The organism is Isoptericola sp. Y541 (assembly GCF_059445465.1).
In genome coordinates this window covers 212108-234584 of the sequence record NZ_JCAIUJ010000003.1, presented here as the reverse complement: position 1 = coordinate 234584, position 22477 = coordinate 212108, and the positions used below count along the sequence as shown (strand labels likewise).

The 22477-nt window shown below is 73.2% G+C and carries 25 protein-coding genes; 16 read left to right on the top strand and 9 right to left on the bottom strand.

The window, feature by feature from the left end:
• Window positions 1-52: 52 nt before the first annotated feature.
• Both fmt and AC1C2V_RS09490 read left to right on the top strand, forming a co-directional pair.
• Window positions 53-1027: a methionyl-tRNA formyltransferase gene (gene fmt, locus AC1C2V_RS09495; protein WP_495389345.1), complete on the top strand. Its 975-nt coding sequence runs from the start codon at window positions 53-55 to the stop codon at window positions 1025-1027.
• Window positions 1024-2568, top strand: a complete 1545-nt coding sequence (locus tag AC1C2V_RS09490; protein ID WP_495389344.1) for an RsmB/NOP family class I SAM-dependent RNA methyltransferase — start codon at window positions 1024-1026, stop codon at window positions 2566-2568. The genes fmt and AC1C2V_RS09490 overlap by 4 nt, the downstream gene beginning before the upstream one ends.
• Before the next feature lie 7 nt (window positions 2569-2575).
• Here the strand turns inward: AC1C2V_RS09490 and AC1C2V_RS09485 are convergent, their stop codons facing one another.
• Window positions 2576-3127, bottom strand: a complete 552-nt coding sequence (locus AC1C2V_RS09485; protein WP_495389343.1) for a GNAT family N-acetyltransferase — start codon at window positions 3125-3127, stop codon at window positions 2576-2578.
• A 39-nt stretch (window positions 3128-3166) separates the two neighbouring features.
• Between AC1C2V_RS09485 and rpe the strand changes: the two genes are divergently transcribed.
• The 4 genes from rpe to AC1C2V_RS09465 all read left to right on the top strand — a co-directional run bounded on the left by rpe (window position 3167) and on the right by AC1C2V_RS09465 (window position 5757).
• Entirely contained in the window at window positions 3167-3829 is a 663-nt protein-coding gene (rpe, locus tag AC1C2V_RS09480) for a ribulose-phosphate 3-epimerase (protein ID WP_495389342.1), read from the top strand.
• A gap of 168 nt (window positions 3830-3997) precedes the next feature.
• Window positions 3998-4261 carry a phosphoribosyl-ATP diphosphatase gene (locus AC1C2V_RS09475; protein WP_495389341.1) on the top strand — a complete coding sequence of 88 codons (264 nt, stop codon included), beginning with the start codon at window positions 3998-4000 and terminating at the stop codon, window positions 4259-4261.
• Window positions 4262-4365: 104 nt separating this feature from the next.
• The gene (hisG, locus tag AC1C2V_RS09470) at window positions 4366-5214 is read left to right on the top strand and encodes an ATP phosphoribosyltransferase (protein WP_495389340.1); all 849 of its coding nucleotides are present in this window, start codon (window positions 4366-4368) and stop codon (window positions 5212-5214) included.
• A gap of 69 nt (window positions 5215-5283) precedes the next feature.
• Window positions 5284-5757 carry a PH domain-containing protein gene (locus AC1C2V_RS09465; protein WP_495389339.1) on the top strand — a complete coding sequence of 158 codons (474 nt, stop codon included), beginning with the start codon at window positions 5284-5286 and terminating at the stop codon, window positions 5755-5757.
• A 70-nt stretch (window positions 5758-5827) separates the two neighbouring features.
• Here the strand turns inward: AC1C2V_RS09465 and AC1C2V_RS09460 are convergent, their stop codons facing one another.
• Window positions 5828-7768: a DEAD/DEAH box helicase gene (locus AC1C2V_RS09460; RefSeq protein ID WP_495389338.1), complete on the bottom strand. Its 1941-nt coding sequence runs from the start codon at window positions 7766-7768 to the stop codon at window positions 5828-5830.
• Between the two features lie 219 nt (window positions 7769-7987).
• Between AC1C2V_RS09460 and clsA the strand changes: the two genes are divergently transcribed.
• The 8 genes from clsA (at window position 7988) to AC1C2V_RS09420 (ending at window position 13958) form a co-directional block, all read left to right on the top strand.
• On the top strand, window positions 7988-8602 hold the full coding sequence (clsA, locus tag AC1C2V_RS09455; RefSeq protein ID WP_495389337.1) for a cardiolipin synthase ClsA: 615 nt from the start codon (window positions 7988-7990) through the stop codon (window positions 8600-8602).
• The gene (locus AC1C2V_RS09450) at window positions 8599-9537 is read left to right on the top strand and encodes a DUF881 domain-containing protein (RefSeq protein ID WP_495389336.1); all 939 of its coding nucleotides are present in this window, start codon (window positions 8599-8601) and stop codon (window positions 9535-9537) included. The genes clsA and AC1C2V_RS09450 overlap by 4 nt, the downstream gene beginning before the upstream one ends.
• A complete protein-coding gene (locus AC1C2V_RS09445) occupies window positions 9534-9866 on the top strand; it encodes a small basic family protein (RefSeq protein ID WP_495389335.1) in 333 nt (110 codons plus the stop codon). Before AC1C2V_RS09450 ends, AC1C2V_RS09445 begins: the two co-directional genes overlap by 4 nt.
• Window positions 9867-9873: 7 nt before the next feature.
• The gene (locus AC1C2V_RS09440; RefSeq protein ID WP_495389334.1) at window positions 9874-11112 is read left to right on the top strand and encodes a DUF881 domain-containing protein; all 1239 of its coding nucleotides are present in this window, start codon (window positions 9874-9876) and stop codon (window positions 11110-11112) included.
• 181 nt (window positions 11113-11293) lie between these two features.
• Complete coding sequence (locus AC1C2V_RS09435; protein WP_495389333.1) at window positions 11294-11770, top strand: FHA domain-containing protein; 477 nt, start codon at window positions 11294-11296, stop codon at window positions 11768-11770.
• Window positions 11767-12516 (top strand): transcriptional regulator FtsR, encoded by a 750-nt coding sequence (gene ftsR, locus AC1C2V_RS09430; protein WP_495389332.1) that lies wholly within the window; start codon window positions 11767-11769, stop codon window positions 12514-12516. Before AC1C2V_RS09435 ends, ftsR begins: the two co-directional genes overlap by 4 nt.
• A gap of 84 nt (window positions 12517-12600) precedes the next feature.
• Window positions 12601-13131, top strand: a complete 531-nt coding sequence (locus AC1C2V_RS09425) for a bifunctional nuclease family protein (RefSeq protein ID WP_495389502.1) — start codon at window positions 12601-12603, stop codon at window positions 13129-13131.
• Window positions 13132-13370: 239 nt separating this feature from the next.
• Window positions 13371-13958 (top strand): MerR family transcriptional regulator, encoded by a 588-nt coding sequence (locus AC1C2V_RS09420; RefSeq protein ID WP_495389331.1) that lies wholly within the window; start codon window positions 13371-13373, stop codon window positions 13956-13958.
• An 18-nt stretch (window positions 13959-13976) separates the two neighbouring features.
• Here the strand turns inward: AC1C2V_RS09420 and AC1C2V_RS09415 are convergent, their stop codons facing one another.
• Entirely contained in the window at window positions 13977-15257 is a 1281-nt protein-coding gene (locus tag AC1C2V_RS09415; protein WP_495389330.1) for a phospholipase D-like domain-containing protein, read from the bottom strand.
• Between the two features lie 137 nt (window positions 15258-15394).
• On the opposite strand from AC1C2V_RS09415, the gene AC1C2V_RS09410 reads away from it, so the two are divergent.
• Complete coding sequence (locus AC1C2V_RS09410) at window positions 15395-16525, top strand: methyltransferase (RefSeq protein ID WP_495389329.1); 1131 nt, start codon at window positions 15395-15397, stop codon at window positions 16523-16525.
• 3 nt (window positions 16526-16528) lie between these two features.
• On the opposite strand, the gene AC1C2V_RS09405 is transcribed toward AC1C2V_RS09410, so the two are convergent.
• The 4 genes from AC1C2V_RS09405 to AC1C2V_RS09390 all read right to left on the bottom strand — a co-directional run bounded on the left by AC1C2V_RS09405 (window position 16529) and on the right by AC1C2V_RS09390 (window position 20510).
• A complete protein-coding gene (locus tag AC1C2V_RS09405; protein WP_495389328.1) occupies window positions 16529-17626 on the bottom strand; it encodes a tyrosine-type recombinase/integrase in 1098 nt (365 codons plus the stop codon).
• Between the two features lie 126 nt (window positions 17627-17752).
• Window positions 17753-18310: a methylated-DNA--[protein]-cysteine S-methyltransferase gene (locus AC1C2V_RS09400; RefSeq protein ID WP_495389327.1), complete on the bottom strand. Its 558-nt coding sequence runs from the start codon at window positions 18308-18310 to the stop codon at window positions 17753-17755.
• A 712-nt stretch (window positions 18311-19022) separates the two neighbouring features.
• Window positions 19023-19622: a GrpB family protein gene (locus tag AC1C2V_RS09395; protein WP_495389326.1), complete on the bottom strand. Its 600-nt coding sequence runs from the start codon at window positions 19620-19622 to the stop codon at window positions 19023-19025.
• 96 nt (window positions 19623-19718) lie between these two features.
• Window positions 19719-20510 (bottom strand): alpha/beta fold hydrolase, encoded by a 792-nt coding sequence (locus AC1C2V_RS09390; protein ID WP_495389325.1) that lies wholly within the window; start codon window positions 20508-20510, stop codon window positions 19719-19721.
• Between the two features lie 118 nt (window positions 20511-20628).
• On the opposite strand from AC1C2V_RS09390, the gene AC1C2V_RS09385 reads away from it, so the two are divergent.
• Window positions 20629-20772 carry a hypothetical protein gene (locus tag AC1C2V_RS09385; protein WP_495389324.1) on the top strand — a complete coding sequence of 48 codons (144 nt, stop codon included), beginning with the start codon at window positions 20629-20631 and terminating at the stop codon, window positions 20770-20772.
• A gap of 84 nt (window positions 20773-20856) precedes the next feature.
• On the opposite strand, the gene AC1C2V_RS09380 is transcribed toward AC1C2V_RS09385, so the two are convergent.
• Window positions 20857-22197 carry a HipA domain-containing protein gene (locus tag AC1C2V_RS09380; protein ID WP_495389323.1) on the bottom strand — a complete coding sequence of 447 codons (1341 nt, stop codon included), beginning with the start codon at window positions 22195-22197 and terminating at the stop codon, window positions 20857-20859.
• Window positions 22190-22444 (bottom strand): helix-turn-helix transcriptional regulator, encoded by a 255-nt coding sequence (locus tag AC1C2V_RS09375; protein ID WP_495389322.1) that lies wholly within the window; start codon window positions 22442-22444, stop codon window positions 22190-22192. The genes AC1C2V_RS09380 and AC1C2V_RS09375 overlap by 8 nt, the downstream gene beginning before the upstream one ends.
• Window positions 22445-22477 lie beyond the last annotated feature (33 nt).

The window sequence follows — 22477 nt, the reverse complement described above, 5'->3', positions numbered from 1 at the left end:
GGGCCGCGGCGCTCGCGGCCACAGCACTTATTCGCCCGACTACGATCGGGTGGTGCGTCTGCTCTTCGCCGGAACCCCCGAACCCGCCGTCCCCTCCCTGCGCGCCCTGCTCGGCTCCCGGCACGAGGTCGTCGCCGTCCTCACCCGGGCCGACGCGCCCGCGGGCCGAGGGCGCCGTCTCGTGCCGAGCCCCGTGCGGGTCGCCGCCGAGGAGGCCGGCATCCCCGTCCTCACCGACCGCCCCCGGGGGGAGGAGTTCCTCGCCCGGCTGCTCGACCTCGACGTCGACGCCGCCCCCGTCGTCGCCTACGGCCACCTCCTGCGCCCCGACGTGCTCGCGGTGCCCCGACTCGGTTGGATCAACCTGCACTTCTCCGTGCTGCCTGCCTGGCGGGGGGCCGCGCCCGTGCAGCGCGCCGTCCTGGCCGGCGACACGGTCACCGGCGCGACGACGTTCCTCCTGGACGAGGGCATGGACACGGGTCCCGTGCTCGGCACCGCCACCGAGACGATCCGTCCCCGCGACACGTCCGGCGACCTGCTGGGCCGGCTGGCCACCAGCGGCGCCGAGCTCCTCGTCGCGACCCTCGACGCGCTCGAGGACGGCACGCTCGCCCCTCAGCCGCAGCCCTCGGACGGCGTGTCGGTCGCCCCCAAGATCACCACGGACGACGCCCGGGTCCGCTGGGACGACCCCGCGCTGGCCGTCGACCGCCGCATCCGTGCCGTGACCCCCGCCCCCGGGGCGTGGACCGCCCTGCCGCCGACGCCGGGCTTCGACGCGGCTCCCGGCGCCCGGCTCGGCCTCGGCCCCGTCGCCCCGCGCCCCGAGGTCACCGACCTCCCGCCAGGCCAGGTGCGGGCGGGCAAGAAGGAGGTGCTCGTCGGCACCGCCACCCACGCCGTGGCGCTCGGCCAGGTGCAGCCCGTGGGCAAGAAGCCCATGGCCGCGGCCGACTGGGCCCGTGGCGCCCGCGGGCTCTTCACCGCCGCAGGCGACATCGTGCTCGGAGGGGAGGCGCGATGAACGACGAGCGACGTGACGACCGCGGCCGTCAGCGCGGCGCCGCCCGGCCCCGCGGCGAGGCGCAGCGCAGCGCCCAGGCGCCCGGCGAGCGCCGGCGCCGCACCGACCCCGCCCGCAACGCGGCCTACGACGTCCTGCGTCAGGTGGACGGCTCCGACGCGTACGCCAACCTCGTGCTGCCGCCCCTGCTGAGCCAGCGCCGCATCGCCGGCCGGGACGCGGCCTTCGCCACCGAGCTCGCCTATGGGACCCTGCGCCTGCGTGGCCGGTACGACGCGGTCCTCGCCCTGTGCGTCAGCCGTCCGCTCGACCAGCTCGACGCCGAGGTCCTCGACGTGCTGCGGCTGGGCGCCCACCAGCTCCTCGGCATGCGCGTGCCGCCGCACGCGGCGGTCTCGGAGACGGTCGCCCTCGCCCGGGACCGGGTCGGGGCCGGGCCCGCGCAGATGGTCAACGCCGTCCTGCGCGCCGTCGGCCGCACCCCGCTCGACGAGTGGCTCGAGCGGCTGACGCACGAGGCTCCCGACGCTGTCACCGCGCTCGCCACGGTGGGCTCGCACCCGGTGTGGATCACCCGGGCGCTGCGCGAGGCCCTCGCCGGCCACGGCCGCAGCCCCGACGAGATCGGCGACCTGCTCGACGCCGACAACGCCGCCCCCCGCGTCACCCTGGTCGCCCGCCCGGGGCTCGCGGGCCCCGACGTGCTGCGGCAGGAGGCGCAGGAGGCCGACGTCCGCCTCGAGCCGGGCCGCTGGGCGCCCACCGCGCTCGTCCTCGCCGGCGGCAGCGACCCTGCCGCCCTCCCGGCCGTCGCGGACGCCCGCGCAGGGGTGCAGGACGAGGGGTCCCAGCTCGTCACCCTCGCGCTCGCCGGGGCCCCGGTCGAGGGGGACGCCGCGGCGGGGAGCAAAGCAACGGGGGAGCGCTGGCTCGACCTGTGCGCCGGCCCGGGCGGCAAGGCCGCGCTCCTCGCGGCGCTGGCGGCCGAGCGCGGCGCGACCCTGGTCGCGAACGAGGTGCAGCCGCACCGCACGCGGCTGGTGGAGCGGGCGCTGCGGGCGGTTCCCGAGGGCGTCGTCGAGCAGGTGCGCACGGGCGACGGGCGGGAGATCGGCGCCGAGGAGGCGGCCGGTTTCGACCGCGTGCTCGTCGACGCGCCGTGCACCGGACTGGGCGCCCTGCGGCGCCGGCCGGAGTCGCGCTGGCGGCGCACGCCCGCCGACCTCGGCACGCTGACCGTGCTGCAGCGCGAGCTGCTCGCCTCGGCGCTCGACGCCGTCCGCCCCGGGGGAGTGGTCGCCTACGTGACCTGCTCGCCGCACCTCGCGGAGACGCGGCTCGTCGTCGACGACGTCCTGCGCCGCCGGGACGACGCCGAGCGGATCGACGCCCGCAGCGCGCTGCGCGACGTCCTCGTGCCGGGGGCCGACGTCGACCTCGGGGCGGTGGACGGGGGAGCGGCGGGCCTGGACGTGCAGCTGTGGCCGCACGTGCACGGCACGGACGCGATGCACCTCACGCTGCTGCGCCGCACCGGCTGAGCGGCCCTCAGCCGAGCGTGAGCTGCAGCAGCGTCGTGCTCACGCTGCGGCCGTGCTTGACGCCCACGTCGCGCAGCACCCCGACCACCTCGAAGCCGAAGCGCCGGTGCAGGGGGAGCGAAGCCACCGCAGCCGGGTCGTCGGCGACGACCGCGACCACCTGGCGCACGCCGGCGAGCGCGCACGCGTCGACGAGGGCCGCCATCAGCCGGGTGCCCAGGCCGCGGCCCTGCGCCGCGGGCGCGAGGTAGATCGAGTTCTCCACCGTGTAGCGGTAGGCGGCTTTGGGCCGCCACGGCGAGGCATAGGCGTACCCGACGACCTCGCCCTCGACCTCCGCGACGAGAAAGGGCAGCCCGCGGGCGTCGAGGTCGGCGAGGTGCTGCCGCCAGACGACGGTGTCCGGTGGCAGCTCGTCGAAGGTGACGGCGGTGCCGGTCACGTAGGGCTCGAGGATCGCCGCGACGGCGGGCAGGTCCGCGGCGGTGGCGGCGCGCACGACGGGGGCCGCCGCGGACGGCGTGTCGGCGGACCCGGCGGGGGAGGGGAGCGGTGGCACGGGGCGAGCGTAGTGGCTCCCGCGCCTAGGCTGGGCCGTATGCCTGCGCTGATCAACCCAAGCATCCTGTCGGCCGACTTCGCGAACCTCGAACGCGACCTGGGCGCGATCGCCACCGCGGACTACGCCCACGTGGACGTCATGGACAACCACTTCGTGCCGAACCTCACCCTCGGGCTGCCCGTGTTCGAGCGGCTCGCGCAGATCTCTCCCGTGCCGCTCGACGCGCACCTCATGATCGACGACCCGGACCGGTGGGCGCCCGCGTACGCGGAGGCGGGCGCGGCGTCGGTGACGTTCCACGCGGAGGCGGCCGCGGCGCCGGTACGGCTCGCCCGGGAGCTGCGCCGGCTCGGCGCCCGTGCCGGTGTGGCACTGCGCCCGGCCACGCCCGTGGAGCCGTTCCTCGACCTGCTGGCCGAGATCGACATGATCCTCGTGATGACGGTGGAGCCGGGCTTCGGCGGGCAGCCCTTCATCGAGGGCACGCTCCCGAAGATCCGCCGCGCGCGCCAGGCGGTCGGGGAGTCCGGCCTGGACGTGTGGATCCAGGTCGACGGGGGAGTATCGCGCTCGACGATCGAGCGGGCCGCGGACGCCGGGGCGAACGTCTTCGTCGCGGGCTCCGCCGTGTACGGGGCGGAGGACGTGGCTGAGGAGATCGCGACCCTGCGCTCTCTCGCCGGGCGGCACGCGCACTGACGCGCTGCCGGAAGGCGGCGTCGGACACCCCACGGAATCGATCGACTCGACGACCCATCGGACTCTCCAGGAGAAAATAGTGTGCCAAGCGTAGGGATAGCACCAGCTCACCATCCCGGAACCCGGAACCCAGCCCAGGGGCCGGGGTCCGGCCTCTAGGCTGAGCGGGTGAAGACCTTCGAGTCCCTGTTCGCCGAGCTGTCCGAGAAGGCCGCGACCCGTCCCGCAGGGTCGGGGACGGTCGCCGAGCTGGACGCCGGCGTGCATGCGATCGGCAAGAAGATCGTGGAGGAGGCGGCCGAGGTGTGGATGGCTGCCGAGCACGAGACGCACGAGGCCGCGGCGGAGGAGATCTCGCAGCTGCTCTACCACCTGCAGGTGCTCATGCTGGCCAAGGGGCTGACGCTCGAGGACGTGTACACGCATCTGTGAGCGCCCGGCCCCGGGGAACCGCACCACCTGGTGCGGTCCCGCGGCCTTCCGCGCGCGCCCTGCCGTCCGTCGCGTCCCGACCTGATCAGAACGAGGTACCTGCTGTGCTCCGCATCGCCGTCCCCAACAAGGGCTCCTTGTCCGTCCCGGCCTCCGACATGCTGCGGGAGGCCGGCTACCGCCAGCGCCGCGACTCCCGCGAGCTCGTGCTCGCCGACCCCGACAACGACGTGGAGTTCTTCTTCCTCCGCCCTCGTGACGTCGCGGTGTACGTGGGCTCCGGCACCGTCGACGTCGGCATCACGGGGCGTGATCTCCTGCTCGACTCCGGCGCGGACGCCGTCGAGCAGCTGCCGCTCGGGTTCGCCGGCTCGACGTTCCGCTTCGCCGCCCCCGCCGGGGCGATGACCGAGGTGGAGCAGATCGCGGGACAGCGGGTGGCGTCGTCGTACACCACGCTGGTGCGCTCGTACCTCGAGGAGCGGGGGATCGAGCCCGCGGCGGTCGTGCACCTCGACGGCGCGGTGGAGAGCTCGGTGCGCCTCGGGGTGGCGGACCTCATCGCCGACGTCGTGGAGACCGGCACCACGCTGCGCGCCGCCGGCCTCGAGGTCTTCGGCGAGCCGATCCTGCGCTCCGAGGCGGTGCTGATCCGCCGTACCGAGGTCGCCGAGCCGGCGGGTCTCGAGGTGCTGACCCGCCGCCTGCAGGGCGTGATCACCGCCCACGAGTACGTGCTCATGGACTACGACGTCCCGATCGAGCTGGTCGACGCCGCCGTGGCGGTCACGCCCGGCTTCGAGTCGCCCACGGTGTCGCCGCTGCACAACGGCGAGTCGGCGGCGGTGCGGTCGATGGTGAAGCGGGCCGAGACCAACCGGGTGATGGACGCGCTCTACGAGGTCGGGGCGCGCGGGATCATCGTGACGTCGATCCACGCCAGCCGGCTGTGACACCTGGGGGCACCGCGGCGGGTGCTGCTGCGGTGTCGTACGGGTGCTGACGGTGGCAGCGTGGTGCGCATGACCCCCACCGACGCGCCGCACGACGCGGCGCGGTTCCGGACGTTCCGGCCGCTGTGGGGCAGGGTGTCGGCCTGGGTCGTGTGGGTCTTCACCGCCGTCGGCAGCGTCGTCGTGGGCCTGGCCGCGAGCGGACCTCTCGGTGCGCCCGCGGTCAACAAGGCGTCGTTCGTCGTCTTCGCACTGGCCGTGACGTGGCTGCTGTGGCGCCTCGGCGGCGTGCACGCCGTCCCGACCCGCGAGGGTCTGCGGGTGCGCAACCTCATCTACTCGCGGCGCCTGGCGTGGCCCGAGATCGTCGAGGTGCGGCTCGGGCCGAACGACCCATGGGTCCGCCTGGACCTGGCCGACGGCGGCACGCTGGCCGTGATGGGGATCCAGCGGGCCGACGGCGAGCGAGGGATGGCCGAGGCGCGACGCCTGCGCGCCCTGGTGACCAGCTTCGGGGAGACGCCCGACCCTGCGGGCTCCTGACCCGACCCGCACACGACGACGCCCCACGGCCGGATGGCCGCGGGGCGTCGTCGTGTGTCAGGCGTGTCGATCAGATCGAGTGGGCCGGCCGACGGTCGCGGTCCGTGCGGGGCCGCTCGGTGCGCGGGGCATGACGCTCGGGAGCGCCCTGGTCCAGCGAGATCCGCAGCGGCTTGCCCGCGACGTGCGCGCGACCGATCCGGTTCATGGTCGCGTCGTCGAGCGGACGGGTGATGTCGACCAGCGAGAAGTTGCCGAAGATGTCGATCTTGCCGATGTCACCGCCGGACAGGCCGCCCTCGTTCGTGAGCGCCCCGACGATGCCGCGCGGCTGGGCGCCGTGCGTGTGCCCGACGGAGATCCGGTAGCGCGTGCCGGCGGCCGGACGGCGGATGCCGCGGCCACGGTCGTCGCGGTCGGACCGGGGGTGACGCCCGGTCCGGTCGCCGTCCCGCTCCGTGCGCTCGGCCCGGTGGGTCTCGCGGGTGCGGCCACCCTTCGCCTCGGCGCGCTCACGCTCGTGCTCCTCCTGCGCGGCGCGCTGCTGGGGGCCGTCGTCCCCGACCGCGAGCGCCAGGAGGGCGGCCGCGACCTGGAGGACGTCGTTCTGGCCGATCGCAGGGTCGGTCGCCGGGGCGGGGGTCGTCTCGGCGTCCCCGTCCCCGTCCGTGTCCGTGTCCGTGTCGGTGGTCGCGACCTGGGACTTGGCGTGCTCGCGCAGGAGCCCGCTGTACAGGTCGAGGCGGCCGCCCTCGATGCGGGCGGCGACGGCGTCGAGGAGGCGGCGCGCCCGGTGCTCGGAGACGTCGCGCGGCGAGGGGATCTCCACCTCGGTGAGGGTGGCCCGGATGGTGCGCTCGATGTGCTTGAGCTTGCCGCGCTCGTGCGGGGTGACGAAAGAGAGCGCGCGGCCGGTGCGGCCGGCGCGGCCGGTGCGGCCGACGCGGTGCACGTAGGCCTCGGCCTCGCGGGGGATGTCGTAGTTGACGACGAGGCCGACGCGCTCGACGTCGAGCCCGCGGGCGGCGACGTCGGTGGCGACGAGGACGTCGAGGGCGCCGGAGCGGAGGCGCTCCACGATCTTCTCGCGCTCCTTCTGGGCGACGTCGCCGGAGATGGTGGCTGCCGAGGTGCCGCGCTCCACCAGGGCGGCGCCCACCTCCTCGGCGTCCTTGCGGGTGCGGGTGAAGACGATGGTCGCGTCGGCCTCGGAGGTCGCGAGGACCCGGACGAGGGAGCCGATCTTGTGCCGGAACGGCACGACGGCGAAGGTCTGCTCGACGGTCGACACGGTGGAGGACTGGCGAGAGACGGCGATCGCGACGGGGTTCGTCAGGTGCTTCTCGGCGACGGAGCGGATCGCGGGCGGCATGGTCGCGGAGAACAGCGCGACCTGGCGCTTGGCGGGTGCCTGGCCGAAGATCGTCTCGACGTCCTCGGCGAAGCCCATGCGCAGCATCTCGTCGGCCTCGTCGAGCACGAGGAAGCGGACGCCGTCGAGGGACATCGAGCCACGCTCGAGGTGGTCCATGATGCGGCCGGGGGTGCCGACGACCACGTGCACGCCCTCGCGGAGGGCGCGCTGCTGCGGCTGGTAGGGGGAGCCGCCGTACACGGAGGTGACCCGCACCCCGGGGAGGTGGGTGGCGAAGGACTCGACGGCCTCGGCCACCTGCATCGCGAGCTCGCGGGTGGGGGCGAGCACGAGGGCCTGGATGTGCCCGCCGGCGACGGAGGAGTTCGGGTCGAGCGCGGCGAGCAGGGGGATCCCGAAGGCCGCGGTCTTGCCGGTACCCGTCTGGGCGACGCCGGTGATGTCGCGGCCGGCGAGCAGCTCGGGGATGGCGCGGGACTGGATCGGCGACGGCGTGGTGAAGCCGAGGTCGTCGACGGCAGCCTGCAGCGCGGGCGGCAGGGCGAGGTCGCTGAACGTGGGCCCGGTCGGGGCAGGCGCCTCGGTGGGCTGCTCGGTGGGCTGCTCGATGGGCAGGGTGGAGTCAGGGTTGCTCAAGGCAATAACCGTTTCGTCGGTGGGGGAGGAGTCCTGCGTCGCCGACGAGGGCGAGGCGGTCGCTCGGTCCCGGACACACACCTGCCCCGGCTCTCTGACCGGGGTCGCACGAAAACGCGGGAGGCACGACGAACTCCGAAGGTTTTCCCATCCTACGGGGTGGGGCGCGGGCCGCGTGGCCCGGAGCCGGTGAGTTCGGCCACTGCGTAAGATGTGCGCGTGCACGAGGGCCAGGAGATCAGCAGCCGGGTCTTCACGATCCCGAACCTGGTGAGTCTGCTGCGCCTGGCCCTGGTGCCGGTCTTCGCGGTGCTGATCGTGGTGGGCGAGGACGTGTGGGCCCTGGCCGTGCTGGCGTTCTCCGGTTTCACGGACTGGCTCGACGGCGTGCTGGCGCGCCGCCTGCGCCAGGTGACCCGCCTCGGGCAGATGCTCGACCCGGCGGCGGACCGGCTCTTCATCTTCGTCACCCTGATCTGCCTGGCCTGGCGCGAGATCGTCCCGCTCTGGCTCCTCGTGGTGATCGTGGCGCGGGACCTCATGCTGGTGAGCCTGATGCCGGTGCTCGCTCGGCACCGGTACGGCACCCTGCCCGTGACGTTCGTGGGCAAGGCCGGCACGTTCGCCCTGCTGTACGCGTTCCCGCTGCTCCTCCTCGCGATGGTGCCGGGCGGGATCGGGGCGGTCGCGCACGTCGTGGGGTGGGCGTTCACCTGGTGGGGCGTGGGGCTCTACTGGGTCGCGGGCGTCCAGTACGTCCGCCAGACGCGCGCCCTCGTGGGGGCCGCGAGCGCCGACAGGGCGGCGGACGACTCTCAGGAGGGTCAGGCATGACGGCGCCGGAGCGACCGCCGGGCGGGCGGCGGCCGGACGCGTCCATGACGCTGCTGGTCGAGGTGATGGAGAAGCCGCTCGACCCCGGGTACGCCGAGGCCGCGGAGCGGCGTGCGGCGGCCGAGCAGGCCGGGGTGCCGTCCCGTCGCGGCACGACGGGCGTGGTGCTCCTGGTGCTGCTCGCCGTCGCGCTCGGCCTGCTGACGGTGTCCGCGGCACGTCAGCTCCGCGCCCCGCAGTCGGAGGTCGCGGCGGCGCGGGAGGTGCTGGAGAACCAGATCGTGGACCGCCGCGGGACGGTCGAGTCGTTGCAGCGCGAGTCGGTGGACCTCAGCGCGCAGGTCGAGTCCCTGCAGCACTCCGCGCTGGCGAGCGAGGACCCGGAGCTGCTGCAGACCCTGCAGCTGGACGGTCTGCTCAGCGGATCGTCCGCGGTGACGGGCCCGGGGATCGTCGTGACCCTGTCGGACGGGGACGGCGCGCAGTCGGAGTCCGACCCCGACCCGAGCGCGCGCGTGCGCGACGCCGACGTGCAGACGGTGGTCAACGCCCTGTGGGCGTCGGGTGCGGAGGCGATCTCGGTCGACGACCAGCGCCTCACGTCGCTCTCCGCGATCCGCAACGCCGGCGACGCGATCCTGGTCGACCTGGTGCCCCTGCCCGGGCCCTCGTACGTGATCCGTGCGATCGGTGACAGCGACGACATGCAGACCGCGTACGCTCGGTCCGGCGCTCCTGCCTACCTGCAGCTGCTGGGGTCGCGCTACGGGATCCAGTCGAGCCTGGTCCCGCAGAGCGACCTCTCGCTCCCGGGCGTGGGGAACCAGACCTTGAGGTACGCAGCACCGTCCGGTACGGGGTCCCAGGACTCCCCGCAGCAGGGCTCCCCATCGCCGGACACTTCGTCGTCGGACAACGAGGAGGAACGCTCATGATCGCTGCGATCGGGCTCGTGATCGGCGTGATAGTAGGCCTGGTGCTGCAGCCGACGGTGCCGGTGGCGCTGCAGCCCTACCTGCCGATCGCGGTGGTCGCCGCACTGGACGCGTTGTTCGGCGGCCTGCGCGCCAGGCTCGACGGGTTGTTCGACGACAAGGTGTTCCTGGTGTCGTTCCTGTCGAACGTGGTGGTCGCGGCATTCATCGTCTTCCTCGGCGACCAGCTGGGCGTGGGCGCGCAGCTGTCGACGGCCGTGGTCGTGGTGCTGGGCATCCGCATCTTCTCCAACGCGGCCGCGATCCGCCGGCACCTCTTCAAGGCGTGAGCACCCGATGAGCACACAGCCGGGAGCCGGTCCGGGTGCGTCGGACGACGACGGTCGGGACGTCCCTGACGACACCGGCCACGCGGAGCCCGACGTCGACGTCGGGCTGGATGCCGAGGCGGACGACGAAGATCCCGCCCCCGGCGCCAAGCCTGACGACGTCACGCCCGACGACGAGGACCCGGGGGAGGAGCCCGAGTCGGACGCCCCCGACGACGAGGACGCCCCGGCAGCGGACACCGACACCGAAGAGCCTGAAGCCCCCGCCCAGGAGGCGCCCGCCGACCTGCCGGACGGCGTCTGCGGTGACGAGCGCGCCGACGAGGCCACGGAGACCACGGCTGATCTCGACGAGGTCCCCGGCACGGAGACCACCAGTACCGAGACCACCACCGACGCGGAGGAGCTCGCCGAGCCGGGGGAGGTGCCCGCCCCCGAAAAGGTTGCCGCCCCTGAGGAGGTCCCAGACGACCGGGCGGCCGCCCCTGCCGGTCCCGCAGACCCGGAGCCGCTGCCCGCCGACGCGCCGAGCGGATGGCGACGCCTGGGGGCGGCGCTGCGGCCCCGGATGACCCGCTCGCAGGTGCTGGCAGGGGTGCTGTGCGCCGCGCTGGGCTTCGCGCTCGTGGTGCAGGTGCAGCAGTCCGCGTCGGACCAGCTCTCCTCGGCGCGCCAGGAGGACCTGGTACGGCTGCTGGACGAGGTGACGGACCGCGCGGAGCAGCTCGGCGACGAGGTGGCGGGCCTGGAGTCCACCCGCGACGAGCTGCTGTCCGGCTCGGGCCAGGCGCAGTCGGCGCTCGAGCTGGCGCAGCAGCGGGCGGAGTCCGAGGGCATCCTCTCGGGACGGCTCCCGGCGCAGGGGCCCGGTGTGGTCGTCACCATCGAGGACGCGTCCGGCGGGCTCAAGGCGTCGCAGCTGTTCAACGTGCTCGAGGAGCTGCGCAACGCCGGGGCGGAGGTCGTCCAGGTCAACGAGGTTCGCCTCGTGACGTCCACCTGGTTCCGGGACGAGGACTCGGGCATCGTCGTGGACGGGACGCCGCTGGAGTCCCCGTACGAGTGGACGGTGATTGGCGACCCGGAGACGGTGGACCGCGCCCTGGAGATCCCCGGCGGCGCGCTCGCCACCGTGCGGACGGCGGGGGCGGACGCGACGACGGAGCGGCGCGACGAGGTGACCATCACCGCGGTGACCGATCCGCAGGAGCCGGAGTACGCGAAGCCGGAACGGTCGCAGGAATGACGTGTCCGGGCATGCCCGCCGTGCCGTTACCGGGCTTCCCGGTCCTGCCATGCACGGGGTAGGTTTGTCGGACCACGGCGCACGTCGGACGCACTGCCGGCCATCCGTGGGCACCGAACATCGGGTCCGCGTCGGTGACAGCGTCGCTCGACTCACCCGGCCCGACCTCACAGGAGGACTGATGACGGACCCCCGCGCTCTTCCGCCGCACCAGGCGGGTGTGGACACCACCGCGCACCTGGGGCGCGTGGGCGCGCCCGCGGAGGAGCAGTCGTTCCGGATCCCGCTGACGGCGGAGGAAGCGGCCGCCGTGGCGGCGCTCCCGCGTCACTCGGCGCTCCTCGTGGTGCAGTACGGGTCGGGAGCGGTGGGCGAGCGGTTCCTCCTCGACTCCGACCGTGCCGTGGCCGGTCGCAGCGAGCACGCGGACATCTTCCTCGACGACGTGACGGTGTCGCGCAAGCACGTCGAGTTCGCGCGCGAGGGCGACCGGTTCGTGGTGCGGGACATCGGCTCCCTCAACGGGACGTACGTCAACCGCGAGCGCATCGACTCGGTCCCGTTGGCCACGGGCGACGAGGTCCAGATCGGCAAGTTCCGCATGTCGTTCCACGCCAGCCCGCAGGCGCCGCGGGACCCGCAGGCGCCCGCTTCGTGACGGCGGCGCAGGCCGCGCACGGCGAGGAGCCGGCGGGCCAGCAGGCGCCCGAGCCCTGGCCGCAGGGGATCTCCCGCAGGGCGACGATGCGGATCTCCGACGTCCTGGCACAGCTCGGCCCGCAGTTCCCGTCGGTGTCGCACTCCAAGCTGCGCTTCCTCGAGGACCAGGGGCTCATCGACCCGGTGCGCACCCCGTCCGGTTACCGCCAGTACAGCCCGGCGGACGTCGAGCGGCTCCGCTTCGTCCTGACGGAGCAGCGGGACTCATACCTGCCGCTGAAGGTCATCAAGGAGCGCCTCGCCGAGATGGACGCGGGGGAGCCCGCGCCCGGCCCGGTGCCCCGCCTCGCCGAGGAGGGAGCTGCCCCGGAGGTCGCGCGGCGTCGTTGGACCGCAGAGACGGTCGCCGAGGCGACGGACACCACGGTGGAGTTCGTGCGGCAGCTCGTGTCGTCGGGCGTGCTGCAGGCTCGGGCGGGGAACCAGCTGGACGCCGGGGCACCCGACGTCGTGCGCATCGCGGCGCGCCTCGCCGAGCACGGCATCGAGCCGCGGCACCTGCGGTCGTTGCGGGCGTCGGCCGATCGGCACGTCGGGCTCGTGGACCAGCTCGTGGCGCCGTACCGCAGCCAGCAGACTCCTTCGGCGCGCGCACAGGGCGCCGAGCTGGCCGTGGAGGTCGGCGAGCTGCTCGCCCGGCTGCACACGACCTGGGTCCGACAGGGCTCCGGCGACCTGGTCTGAGATCGGCCGGCCTCCCGGGCGACGTGCGGAGCACCACCGTCGTACCGTGGATCGGTGGACCCCAACGAGGCGAGCGACGCACCGATGGTCCCGGTCGAGGTCCTCGGTGTGCGCCAGCAGCAGCACGATCAAGAGATCGTCGTGCTGCTTCTCGATGCCGCCGCCAACCTCGCCGTCCCGATCGTGATCGGGGCACGTGAGGCGTCGGCCATCGCGATGGCTCAGGCCGGCCTGGTGACCCCGCGCCCGATGACGCACGACCTGCTGCGCGACCTGCTGCGCGCCGTCGGGGTGGAGCTCGAGCAGGTCGAGATCGTCGCTCTGGACGGTGGGGTGTTCTTCGCCGAGCTGATCCTGTCCAACGGCACACGGCTCGACTCGAGGGCGTCCGACGCGATCGCCCTGGCCGTCCGGACCGACAGCCCTGTGCTGTGCTCGGCGGAGGTGGTGGCCGTCGCCGGCGTGGAGGTCGTCGACGTCGAGCAGCAGCAGGAGGTCGAACGGTTCCGGGACTTTCTCGACCACGTCACCGCCAACGACTTCACCGCGCCTGGCGGTCCGCACGAGCCCGGGACGCCGCCGAACGGGGGGCGGCCGGACGATGCACCCCCTTGACTCCCGGGGGCGTCGCTCCCGCGTCCGCGCCACGCCGACGACAACCCTCGACCTCAGGTCGAGGTCCGACTCGGTGACCGTGTGCGGAGAACCTTCAAGTCAAGGTCGACAGTTGAGTTGAGCGCGAGGGTGGGCTGGAGCGGCCTCGGACGGCGCGACACGCGGTCCCGTTCGGAGCCGACGTCGTTGACGACCCCCTGAGGGCGACCTAGCGTGGACTCGACATACCAGGAGGCACAGTGAACAGCAGTGGTGAGGCCAGCGTCCCCACAGGTGCCGTCGTGCCGCACGGCGCTCAAGGGCTCCTCTTCGGCGAGGACCTCACGGAACAGGACGCTGCGACCGGATACCGTGGCACCACCGCGTGCCGGGTCGCCGGCATCACGTACCGGCAGCTCGACTACTGGGCGCGTACGGGGCTGGTTGAGCCTTCCATCCGCCCTGCGACCGGTTCCGGGACGCACCGCCTCTACAGCTTCCGCGACATCCTCGTGCTCAAGGTCGTCAAGCGACTCCTCGACACGGGCGTCTCGCTGCACCAGATCCGCAGCGCCGTCACGCACCTCCGCGAACGGGGCGTGGACGACCTCGCGCAGATCACGCTCATGAGCGACGGAGCGTCGGTGTACGAGTGCACGTCTCCGGACGAGGTCGTCGACCTCGTGCAGGGCGGGCAGGGCGTGTTCGGCATCGCCGTCGGCCGCGTGTGGCGCGACATCGAGGGCACGCTGTCGTCGATGCCCACGGAGTCGCTGGAGGACGAGGAGCCGGCCTCGACGGAGGGTGACGAGCTCGCCGCTCGACGCGCCGCGCGCAACGCCGGCTGACCGACCGGAGCCGCCAGGTCAGAGGAGTGGGCGCAGCGGGGACATCAGCCGCTCGGCCACCTTGGACAGCGGGTGGCGGCGCCGCCACTCGGAGAGCGTGAGCTCACGGGAGTTGGACTCGTCCATCCGGAATGCGGCCTCGAGCTGGGCAGCGAGCCCCTCGTCGACCACCTCGAGGTTGATCTCATAGTTCCCGGTGAGGCTCAGCCGGTCGATGTTGGCCGTGCCGACCGTGCTCCACCGGCCGTCGATCGTGGCCGTCTTCGCGTGGATCATCGCGCCCTGGTAGAGGAAGATCCGCACCCCGCCGCGCAGCAGCGTGGAGTAGTGCCCGCGCGCGAGCCAGTCCGCGACCACGTGGTTGGACCGCTCCGGCACCAGCACGCGCACGTCGACGCCACGGGTCGCGGCGGCCAGGAGGGCCGCCTGGATGTCCTCGTCGGGGATGAAGTAGGCCTGCGTGATGTAGGCGTGCGAGCACGCTCGGTCGATCGCGTCGAGATAGATGCCGCGGATGGGGAAGACCAGCTCCGAGGGCGCGTTGCGGGCCGCCCGCAGACCGGGGAGCCACAGCACCGAGCCGACGTCCTGGAGCACGGGCAGGCGCGGGCCGCGCCAGCGGTTCCAGAAGTCGACGAACGCGTTGCGCAGCTCCCAGGCGGACGGGCCGGAGAGGCGCAGGTGCGTGTCGCGCCACTGCGTGGCGTACAGGGAGCCGATGTTGTACCCGCCCACGAACGCGACCTCGTCGTCGACCACGAGGATCTTGCGGTGGTCCCGGCCCGAGCGGCGTACGTCGAGCATGAGGAGCCCGGGTCGCATCGCGGGGAAGCGCAGCACGTGCACCCCGGCGGGCATGTCGTAGAAGCGCCGGGGGATCACCAGGTTCGCGAAGCCGTCGAAGACGACGTACACGGAGACGCCGCGTGCCGACGCCTCGGCGAGCGCCTGCTTGAACTCCTGGCCGACCTCGTCGTTCTTCCAGATGTACGTCTCGAGGAAGATCTCGCGCTCCGCCCCGCGGATGGCATCGAGCATCGCGGCGTACAGATCGGCGCCGTAGGTGTAGACCGTCGCGGTCGTGTCCCCGATCTGGGTGGACGCCGGAGGAGCCGTGGGGAACGCCGCGTCCAGGGGGTACTGGTGGCGGCGGAACCGCTCGAGCGCCATCACGGTCGCGGCCGCGGCCACCGGCACGGCGGCCGCGAGCACCGCTCCGCGGGTGGCGTAGCGGCGCAGGGCCGGCCAGTCGATCTGGAGTCGGACAGGGTTGCGGAGACGGGTGAGGCGTGACGGCACGAGGCTCACGGTATCCAGCGGCCTGGGGCAGCGCGCGCCGAACTGTCGGGCTCGTCACTGATGTCACCCGCGCCGATGAACCGCGCTGGGCGGGGATAGCCTCTCCGTGCAGCCCATACGATCACGAGGAGCACGTGGTGTCCACGATCCACTGGACCGAGACGAACACCCTCCGTTCCGCCCGCTGGCACTCCGAGAGCGAGATGCCGCCACCCCGCCAGGTCGTCGACGCGGACGACGAGATGAGAGCCGATGCTGCCTACCGTCTGGCCTGCGAAGGAACCGCCCTGCTGTGGCGGGGCGACTTCCACAACGCACGTCAGCTGCTGCAAGCGCTGGGCCGCCGCATCGACCGGAAGGCGTCCCGGCCAGGCGACAACCCGGCAGAGTCCTTCCACCTGCACCGCAGGGCACGCAGCCACCGTGCCCGCGTGCTCGGGATGCTCCTCGTCCGGTTGGAAGACGACTACAGCCTGAACCTGCGCAGAGCCCCGGATGTGCGCCAGGCGTGCACCGAGGCGTACGGAGCTTCGTCCGAGCCGATGGCGATCTCGCTCACAGAGCTGTTGGGCGTGATCGGAGCCCATCAGTGGCGCACGAAGGGCGTGGAGGTTCCCTTCCTCGACGCTCGCATCTACCCGCACTACGGCGTGTTCTCCCCGGTCAGGGGCGAGTACATCGACCTCGTCGCCCGGGCAGCGCTCCCGGCGCCGGCGGCCCGTGGGGGTCGCCGTGCCGCGTTCGACCTCGGGACGGGGACAGGAGTGCTCGCCGCCGTTCTGGCCCGGCGGGGCTTCGACCCCGTCGTTGCCACCGACATCAGCCCGCGTGCCCTGGCCTGCGCACGAGAGAATGTCCGCCGACTGCAGTACACCGGGCGCATCGATGTCGTGGGCCCCGACCTCTTTCCCGAAGGGCGCGCGGACCTCATCGTCTGCAACCCGCCCTGGCTTCCTGCCCGGCCCACCTCGGCTGTCGAGCAAGGTGTCTACGACCCGGGCAGCAGCATGCTCCGCAACTTCCTGGACGGGCTTACCGCGCACCTCGAACCGGGAGGTGAAGGATGGCTCGTCCTGTCGGACCTGGCCGAGCACCTCGGACTCAGGACGCGCGGCGAGCTGCTGGACGGCATCGAGGCAGCGGGCCTGCGGGTGGTGGACAAGTCCGACACCCGGCCGCGGCATCCGCGAGCGAGCGACACCACCGACCCCCTTCACGCTGCCCGCGCCGCGGAGGTCACCTCGCTCTGGCGTCTCGCCAGATCATAGGATTCAGCGGTCCTCGACGCTCGTGCCCGCGGCGAGCCCGGCCGAGAGCGGGTGGGACCGGATCGCGGCGGCGAGCTCGCCCTCGATGCGGTCCAGGTAGACCCCGGTGGTGGCGATGGAGCGGTGGCCGAGCAGCTCGGCGACCACCTTGACGTCCCAGCCCTCGGCCACGAGCAGGGTGGCGGTCGTGTGGCGCAGGGCGTGCGGCGTGGCCGGGCGGCGGTATGTGACGGGCATCCGGTCGACGGCGCGCGCCAGGAGGGCACGGATCGTCTGGGTGTCGACACGGCGGCCCCGCCAGGTGAGCAGGAGGGCGCGCTGCGCGTCGGGGTCGTCGGGCCGGCGTGCCGCGAGGCGGGGCCTGAGGTCGCGGAGGTAGTCCTCCAGGGACGCCGCCAGGGGCGGTGAGAGCGCCACCGTGCGGGTAGCGCCGCCCTTGCCGACGATGCGCCACCGCGTCTCCTCGGGCTCGCGGGTGAAGTCCGCGACATCGGCGCGGGCGAGCTCGGAGACCCTGGGCCCGAGGACGAGGAGGAGAGCGATCACGAGCCGGTCGCGCTGGGCCAGCGCCTGGTCGGCCCGCTGTCCGCGACGCGGCACACCGGACGACGCTCCGCCGGCCCCGATGGACGGCGCCGTCGTGGTCGCCTGCAGCAGAGCGCCGGCCGCGGACGCCGACAGCGCCGTGCGCTCGACGCGCAGGCGGTCCCGCGACCGGGCCGGCGGCGCCGCCCACTGCATCGGGTCGGCCTGCACCCAGCACTGACGGGCGGCGTGCGCGAAGAACCGGCTGACCGACTGCCGGAAGCGGTTGACCGTAGCGACCGACCGGCCCGGCGCGCCCTTCCGAGCGGGGTCGGCGAAGCGCAGGTCAGGACTGGACTGGTACCGCACGAGGGCGTCATCGACGTCGTCGCCCGTGATGTCGTCGAGGACGCGACCGCCCCCGACGAGGCGGGCGAGCTCGGCGATGTCGCGCTCGTAGCTGCGGGCGGTGGCGGGGGAGAGGACCCCCCGGATGCTCTCCACGCGGACCGTGGCGAGGTAGCGATCGACCGCCATGTCGACGCCGATGCGATCCAGCCGGGGCGGGGCAACCATCTCGTCCTCCTGCGCGCATGATCCTCCGCCGCTCCGCCATGTCCGCGCGCGCCGGTGACCTGCGGCGACGCTCGCCGCACGGCCCGGGACCAGGGTAGGCGCGGGTACCGACACGCCCTGTGCCCGTCAGAGGTCGAACAGCGTGGGCTGCTCGAGATGGACGCCCTCGATCTCGAGCATCCGCAGCTTGGTGCGGCGGCCGCCGCGGGCGGAGAACCCGCCCACCTGCCGGCCCGCCGCGAGCACCCGGTGGCACGGCACGACCGGCGGGAACGGGTTGCGCCCCATCGCCTGACCCACCGCCTGCGCCGCTCCGGGCGAGCCGAGGCGCGCCGCGACCTCGCCGTAGGTGAGGGTCGATCCGGGCGGGATGGTGCGGACCACCTCGTAGACGTGCCGGTCGAACTCGGGCACGCCGCTCATGTCCACCTCGAGCTCCGCCAGATCGCGGGTGCCGCCGTCGAGCAGCTCGACCACGGCGGCGACGCCCTGCGCGCCCGGGCCTGCGGGGGCGATCTCCTGGGCCTCGGGATGCCACCGGGCGACGGCGCGTCGCGCGTCGGCGGGCGAGCCCTGGGGGAGTGCCGACCCGACGACGACGGACGGCTCGCGCCAGACGAGGGCGCAGTGGCCGATCGAGGTGGGGAACACGCTGAACGTGAGCCCGGCGCGGGTGGTGGACATGTCGTCACGCTATGGCGGGGGACCGACACGCGGTGCCGGCAGCAGGGGTGCCTCGCAGTCGTGGTAGGCCGCGACGTCCGCGGGGCCGTTCGCGTGACCTCGGAGCACTGTCGTGAGACCACTGTGTTGTGCCATACACAATGGTTTGCGAGCAATGTCCGATTCAGCGTAGCGCAACCGGGCGGCCGATGCGAAGGCCCGCTGCACGCCGGCACTGCCACACCGGTCCGAGAGCTATCGGTTCGCGGAGCCATCGGTTCCCGAGCTATCGGCGGCGTGACGTCGACCGTCACGTCGATGTATATCCATCCGGCGGGGGACGCGCGGGCGACGTCGAGCGCCATCCAGCGCGCCGGGCGCCGGAGCGGCGTGAGCAGGACGTGACGACAGCTGTCGGCGGCAGCGCGTGCTGAGGTGTGAGCCGACGTGCGAGCCGGCGTCGTCAGCGATGCGTCGCCGTCCGTGACATCGGGCGACGCACGCCGGGCTGCGCAAGGCGTCGTCCCAAGGCGAAACGCGCGAGCCGCGAACTATGTGTGAGGGCGTCGCGACGGTGTGGTCGTGCGTCGGCGAGGGTGCACGATGGGCGATCACGAGGGGCCGCCCGGAGGAGGGCTACACGGCCGATCCTTTCGCCGTAATGACATAATGTGCATTATCGGCTGATAACTAGTGCGAGTCGCTCGTGTGAGAGCATTCGTCCCTACCGCCGTTAGCGCGCCTTCGCCCAGGTGACGAACTCTCCCTCAACCTCGTCGAAGAACAGACTCTTCGCGCGCGTGTAGTCGTCGTAATCGTCCTTGCCGGCGTTCTGCGCGGCGAGCCGCCTCTTGATCCCCTCGTACCGAGCACGAGCAGCGACATCCTCACGAAGCCAGTCTCGGAACCAGACCGTGTACAGGCCCCACGGCGAATCTGCGCGTCGCACGTGCAGGATCAGGTTCTGCTCGGGATGGACGTAGAGACGCTTCTCCCACACCTCCAGAGGAAGCCGATCGTCGTCACCGCGCGGCACGTCGGTGTACACCCCCGGCGAGTCGGGCCGCGCGCCATGTGCACGCACGAGGCCCAACGGTTGAAGCCGCTCCCTGAGCGACTCTTCCCCCGGTAGCGGATCGATCCGCACCTGGAGGTCCACGAAGGGCTTGGCCGCAAGGCCGGCGACTGACGTCGAGCCGATATGGTCAAGAGCTGCCGCGCCACCACCAGGCAGGTCACTCAACGCGTACGCGATCCGATCCAGCCAGCTCTCCGCTTGGGACGCCCACCGAGGATTATGTGGACGTAGTGCAGCAGGGTTTGCGTCGGTCACGAGCCGACCCTAGCGAGCCCACACTCGCACCTCATGAGCACGCACCTCTACCAGCTCACGCCAGTGCCTAGAGAGCGCGCTCAGGGCGCTAGGGCGCTAGGGCGCTACCGAGTGCAGGAACCGTCGTAGCTCGCGGGTGACGTCGTCCGGCGCCTCTACGGTGCTGGCATGCCCCGGTCCCGTCAGCACGACGAGCTCGGACCGCGGCACCTGCTCGTGGATCGCCTCGCCGACGGAGACCGGTGCCCGGACGTCGCCGGTGGCGTACAGGAGCAACGTCGGCACGTCGATCTCCGGCAGCACGTGGCGCTGGTCGTCATGGCTGGCACGCGCCATCGCCCGGAACCCGGCGGGGCGTGTCGCGCGGACGCTGTCGAGGAAGGCGGTCACCCGCTCCCCCGTCGCCGACGGCGAGAACATGGACGGCCCCAGTGCGGCCACGAGCTCGTCGGGCGGGAGCCGCGACGCCTCCAGCGAGCGAGCGAGCCTCCGGTCGGCCTCCTCGGCCCCGAGCGAGCCGACCCAGCCTGCGTACCCGCTCACCAGCGCGAGCGACGACGCGAGCTCGCGACGCCGGTGGAACACTGCCAGCACCAGGGCCGCACCGAACGACAGACCGACGAGATGCGCCCGTCCCACGCGGAGCTCCCGCAGCAGGCCGGCGAGACAGTCGGCGTAGGCGGCCATGTCGAATTCCTCTGGGACGTCCGACGACGCTCCCCCGCCCGGCGCGTCCCACGCGATCACGGTGAACTCGTCGCTGAGCGCGTCGATCTGCGCGCCCCACGTCGACCGTGCGTTCCCGACGAAGCCGTGGGTCAGCACCACCGCGGGGCCCGCCCCGGCGCGCTCGACAGCGATGCTCAGGCCACCGACGTCGACACGCATCCCCTCACCGTAGGTGCGACTCCCTGGACACACGTGTCGATGGTCCTGCGTATGGTCGGTTCGCGGCAGCTCTCTGCGATGGACGCAGCGCGGGGCCCGTGACCGGTACTACCTCAGTATGCCCGGGCTGAGTCACACCATCACCGTCGCCGCCCCGCCCGAGCGGGTCTGGGCGGTGGTGATCGACGTCGAGCGCGTCACGAACACCGCCACGTACCTGATCGAGCCGCAACCGACGGGAGCCGGCTCACTCTCGCCCTGACCATGTCCGGTCCACTGTCCGGGATCGTCTGGCGGCTGACGCGGACGCTGATGAACAGTGATGTCGGGACGGAGGCCGCCTCGATCAAGCGAGCTGCCGAGGCCCCGAGCGCCTAGCGATCGTCACGTCATCGCCCGGGCCTGGCGCGCCAGTGACCGGCGACCGGCCGGCCGTCACGGGTGTGCGCGGGGACCCAGGTGCCCCCGCCTGAGGCTGCCGCCCCGTCGGCTCGGTCAGCAGGTACCCCCTCGGGCCCCGGGGCACGCAAGGTGCGCGCGACGTCCTCGGCCCGGCGTGCCGTGCGGTCGACGAACTCGGCCGCGACGGCGTCGTCGATGAGGTCCCGCTCCCCCGCGACGGCGACTCGCCGCCGAGCTTCATCGCGAGGCGACCCTTGTACCTGATCTCGTCGGGCGGCCACAGGAGGCTCGCGCCGACCAGGTCGTACAGGGGTGCCAGGACGGTGCGTGCCCCGACGTGCAGGAGCGCCACGTTCTTCGCGTGCGCGTCGGTGCCGGCCGCCACCCAGTTGAAGACGACGGCCCGGGCGAAGTCGTCGCGCGAGCGGATGAGGTCGCGGCGGTCGACCGTCCGCGCGAGCAGGGCCGCGATCTCGCGGACGCCGGGGCCGCCGTCCGCCTCATACTTGGCGGAGCGCCACAGGCCGAGGGCCTGGCACAGGTCCTCCTGGTGCAGCCGCCGCACCTGGCCGTCCGCCGTCGGCAGCCGGTCGAACCGCTCCACGACGACCGCGGCCTGGTCCTCGAACCAGGCCGACTCCACGTGCGCGACCGGGAGGCCGAGGGCCCGCGCGGCGCGCATCGTGACGAGCTCCGCGGCGTCCGAGTGCGCGACGCCGTCGATCCCGATCTTGAAGATGTGCGTGCTCGCGGCGCGGCCGGTGGGCTGGTGCCACGCGCCGTCGGGGCCGCGGGTGAGGGCGAACTTGCCCTGCTGCCCACCGAGCGAGAATCGGCCGCCGTGCTGCTCGAACGCCCACGAGCTGTCGTCCGCGCGCAGCTCGCGCAGGTGTGCCGCGACCTCCGCCTCCCCCAGCCGCCGGCTGCCCGCGCCGTCGGCGGGCGCGTCGCCCTCGGGCAGCACCTGCACGGCGCCCGCGCAGTCGGCGCCCATGTGCCGGAGCAGGTTGAACGCGGTCGGGCGGCGCTCGTCGAACTGCGCGGCCCACCGAGCCCGCACGCCGTCGTTGTCCGGCAGGAGGTTGTCGATCCAGGGCATGACGACGTCGGGCCCGTGATGGGTCACGTGCCGCGGCATGCTGACTGACAGCGACGCCGCGGCGCGCAGGCCCTGGTACGCGGCCGCGTACTCGAGGGCGACGTCGCCGCCCCGTCGGCGCTCGAGCGTCCCGGCGCGGTGCCCGTCGAGCCAGACGTCGAGGCGGTCAGCGGTGCGATCAGTCACGCGCACGCCCCAGCACCGTCTCCAGCGCGTCGTCGGGCTCGTCCGGGACGACGTCGACGGCGAGGTCGACGGCCCGCAGCGCGTCCAGCATCAGGTCGAGCCTGGCGGTCGGCGCGCCCGCCTCCGCGGCGATGACCCACTGGCGCGAGACGTCGACGGCGGCCGCGAGCGCCGCCTGCGTCATCCCCTTGTCCCTGCGGGCGCGGCGCAGCAGCGCGCCGAGCTGCTCGGCGTTCGTGACGATCACGGCTCTCCCCTCCCCCGGGTTCCTGGCGCCTCC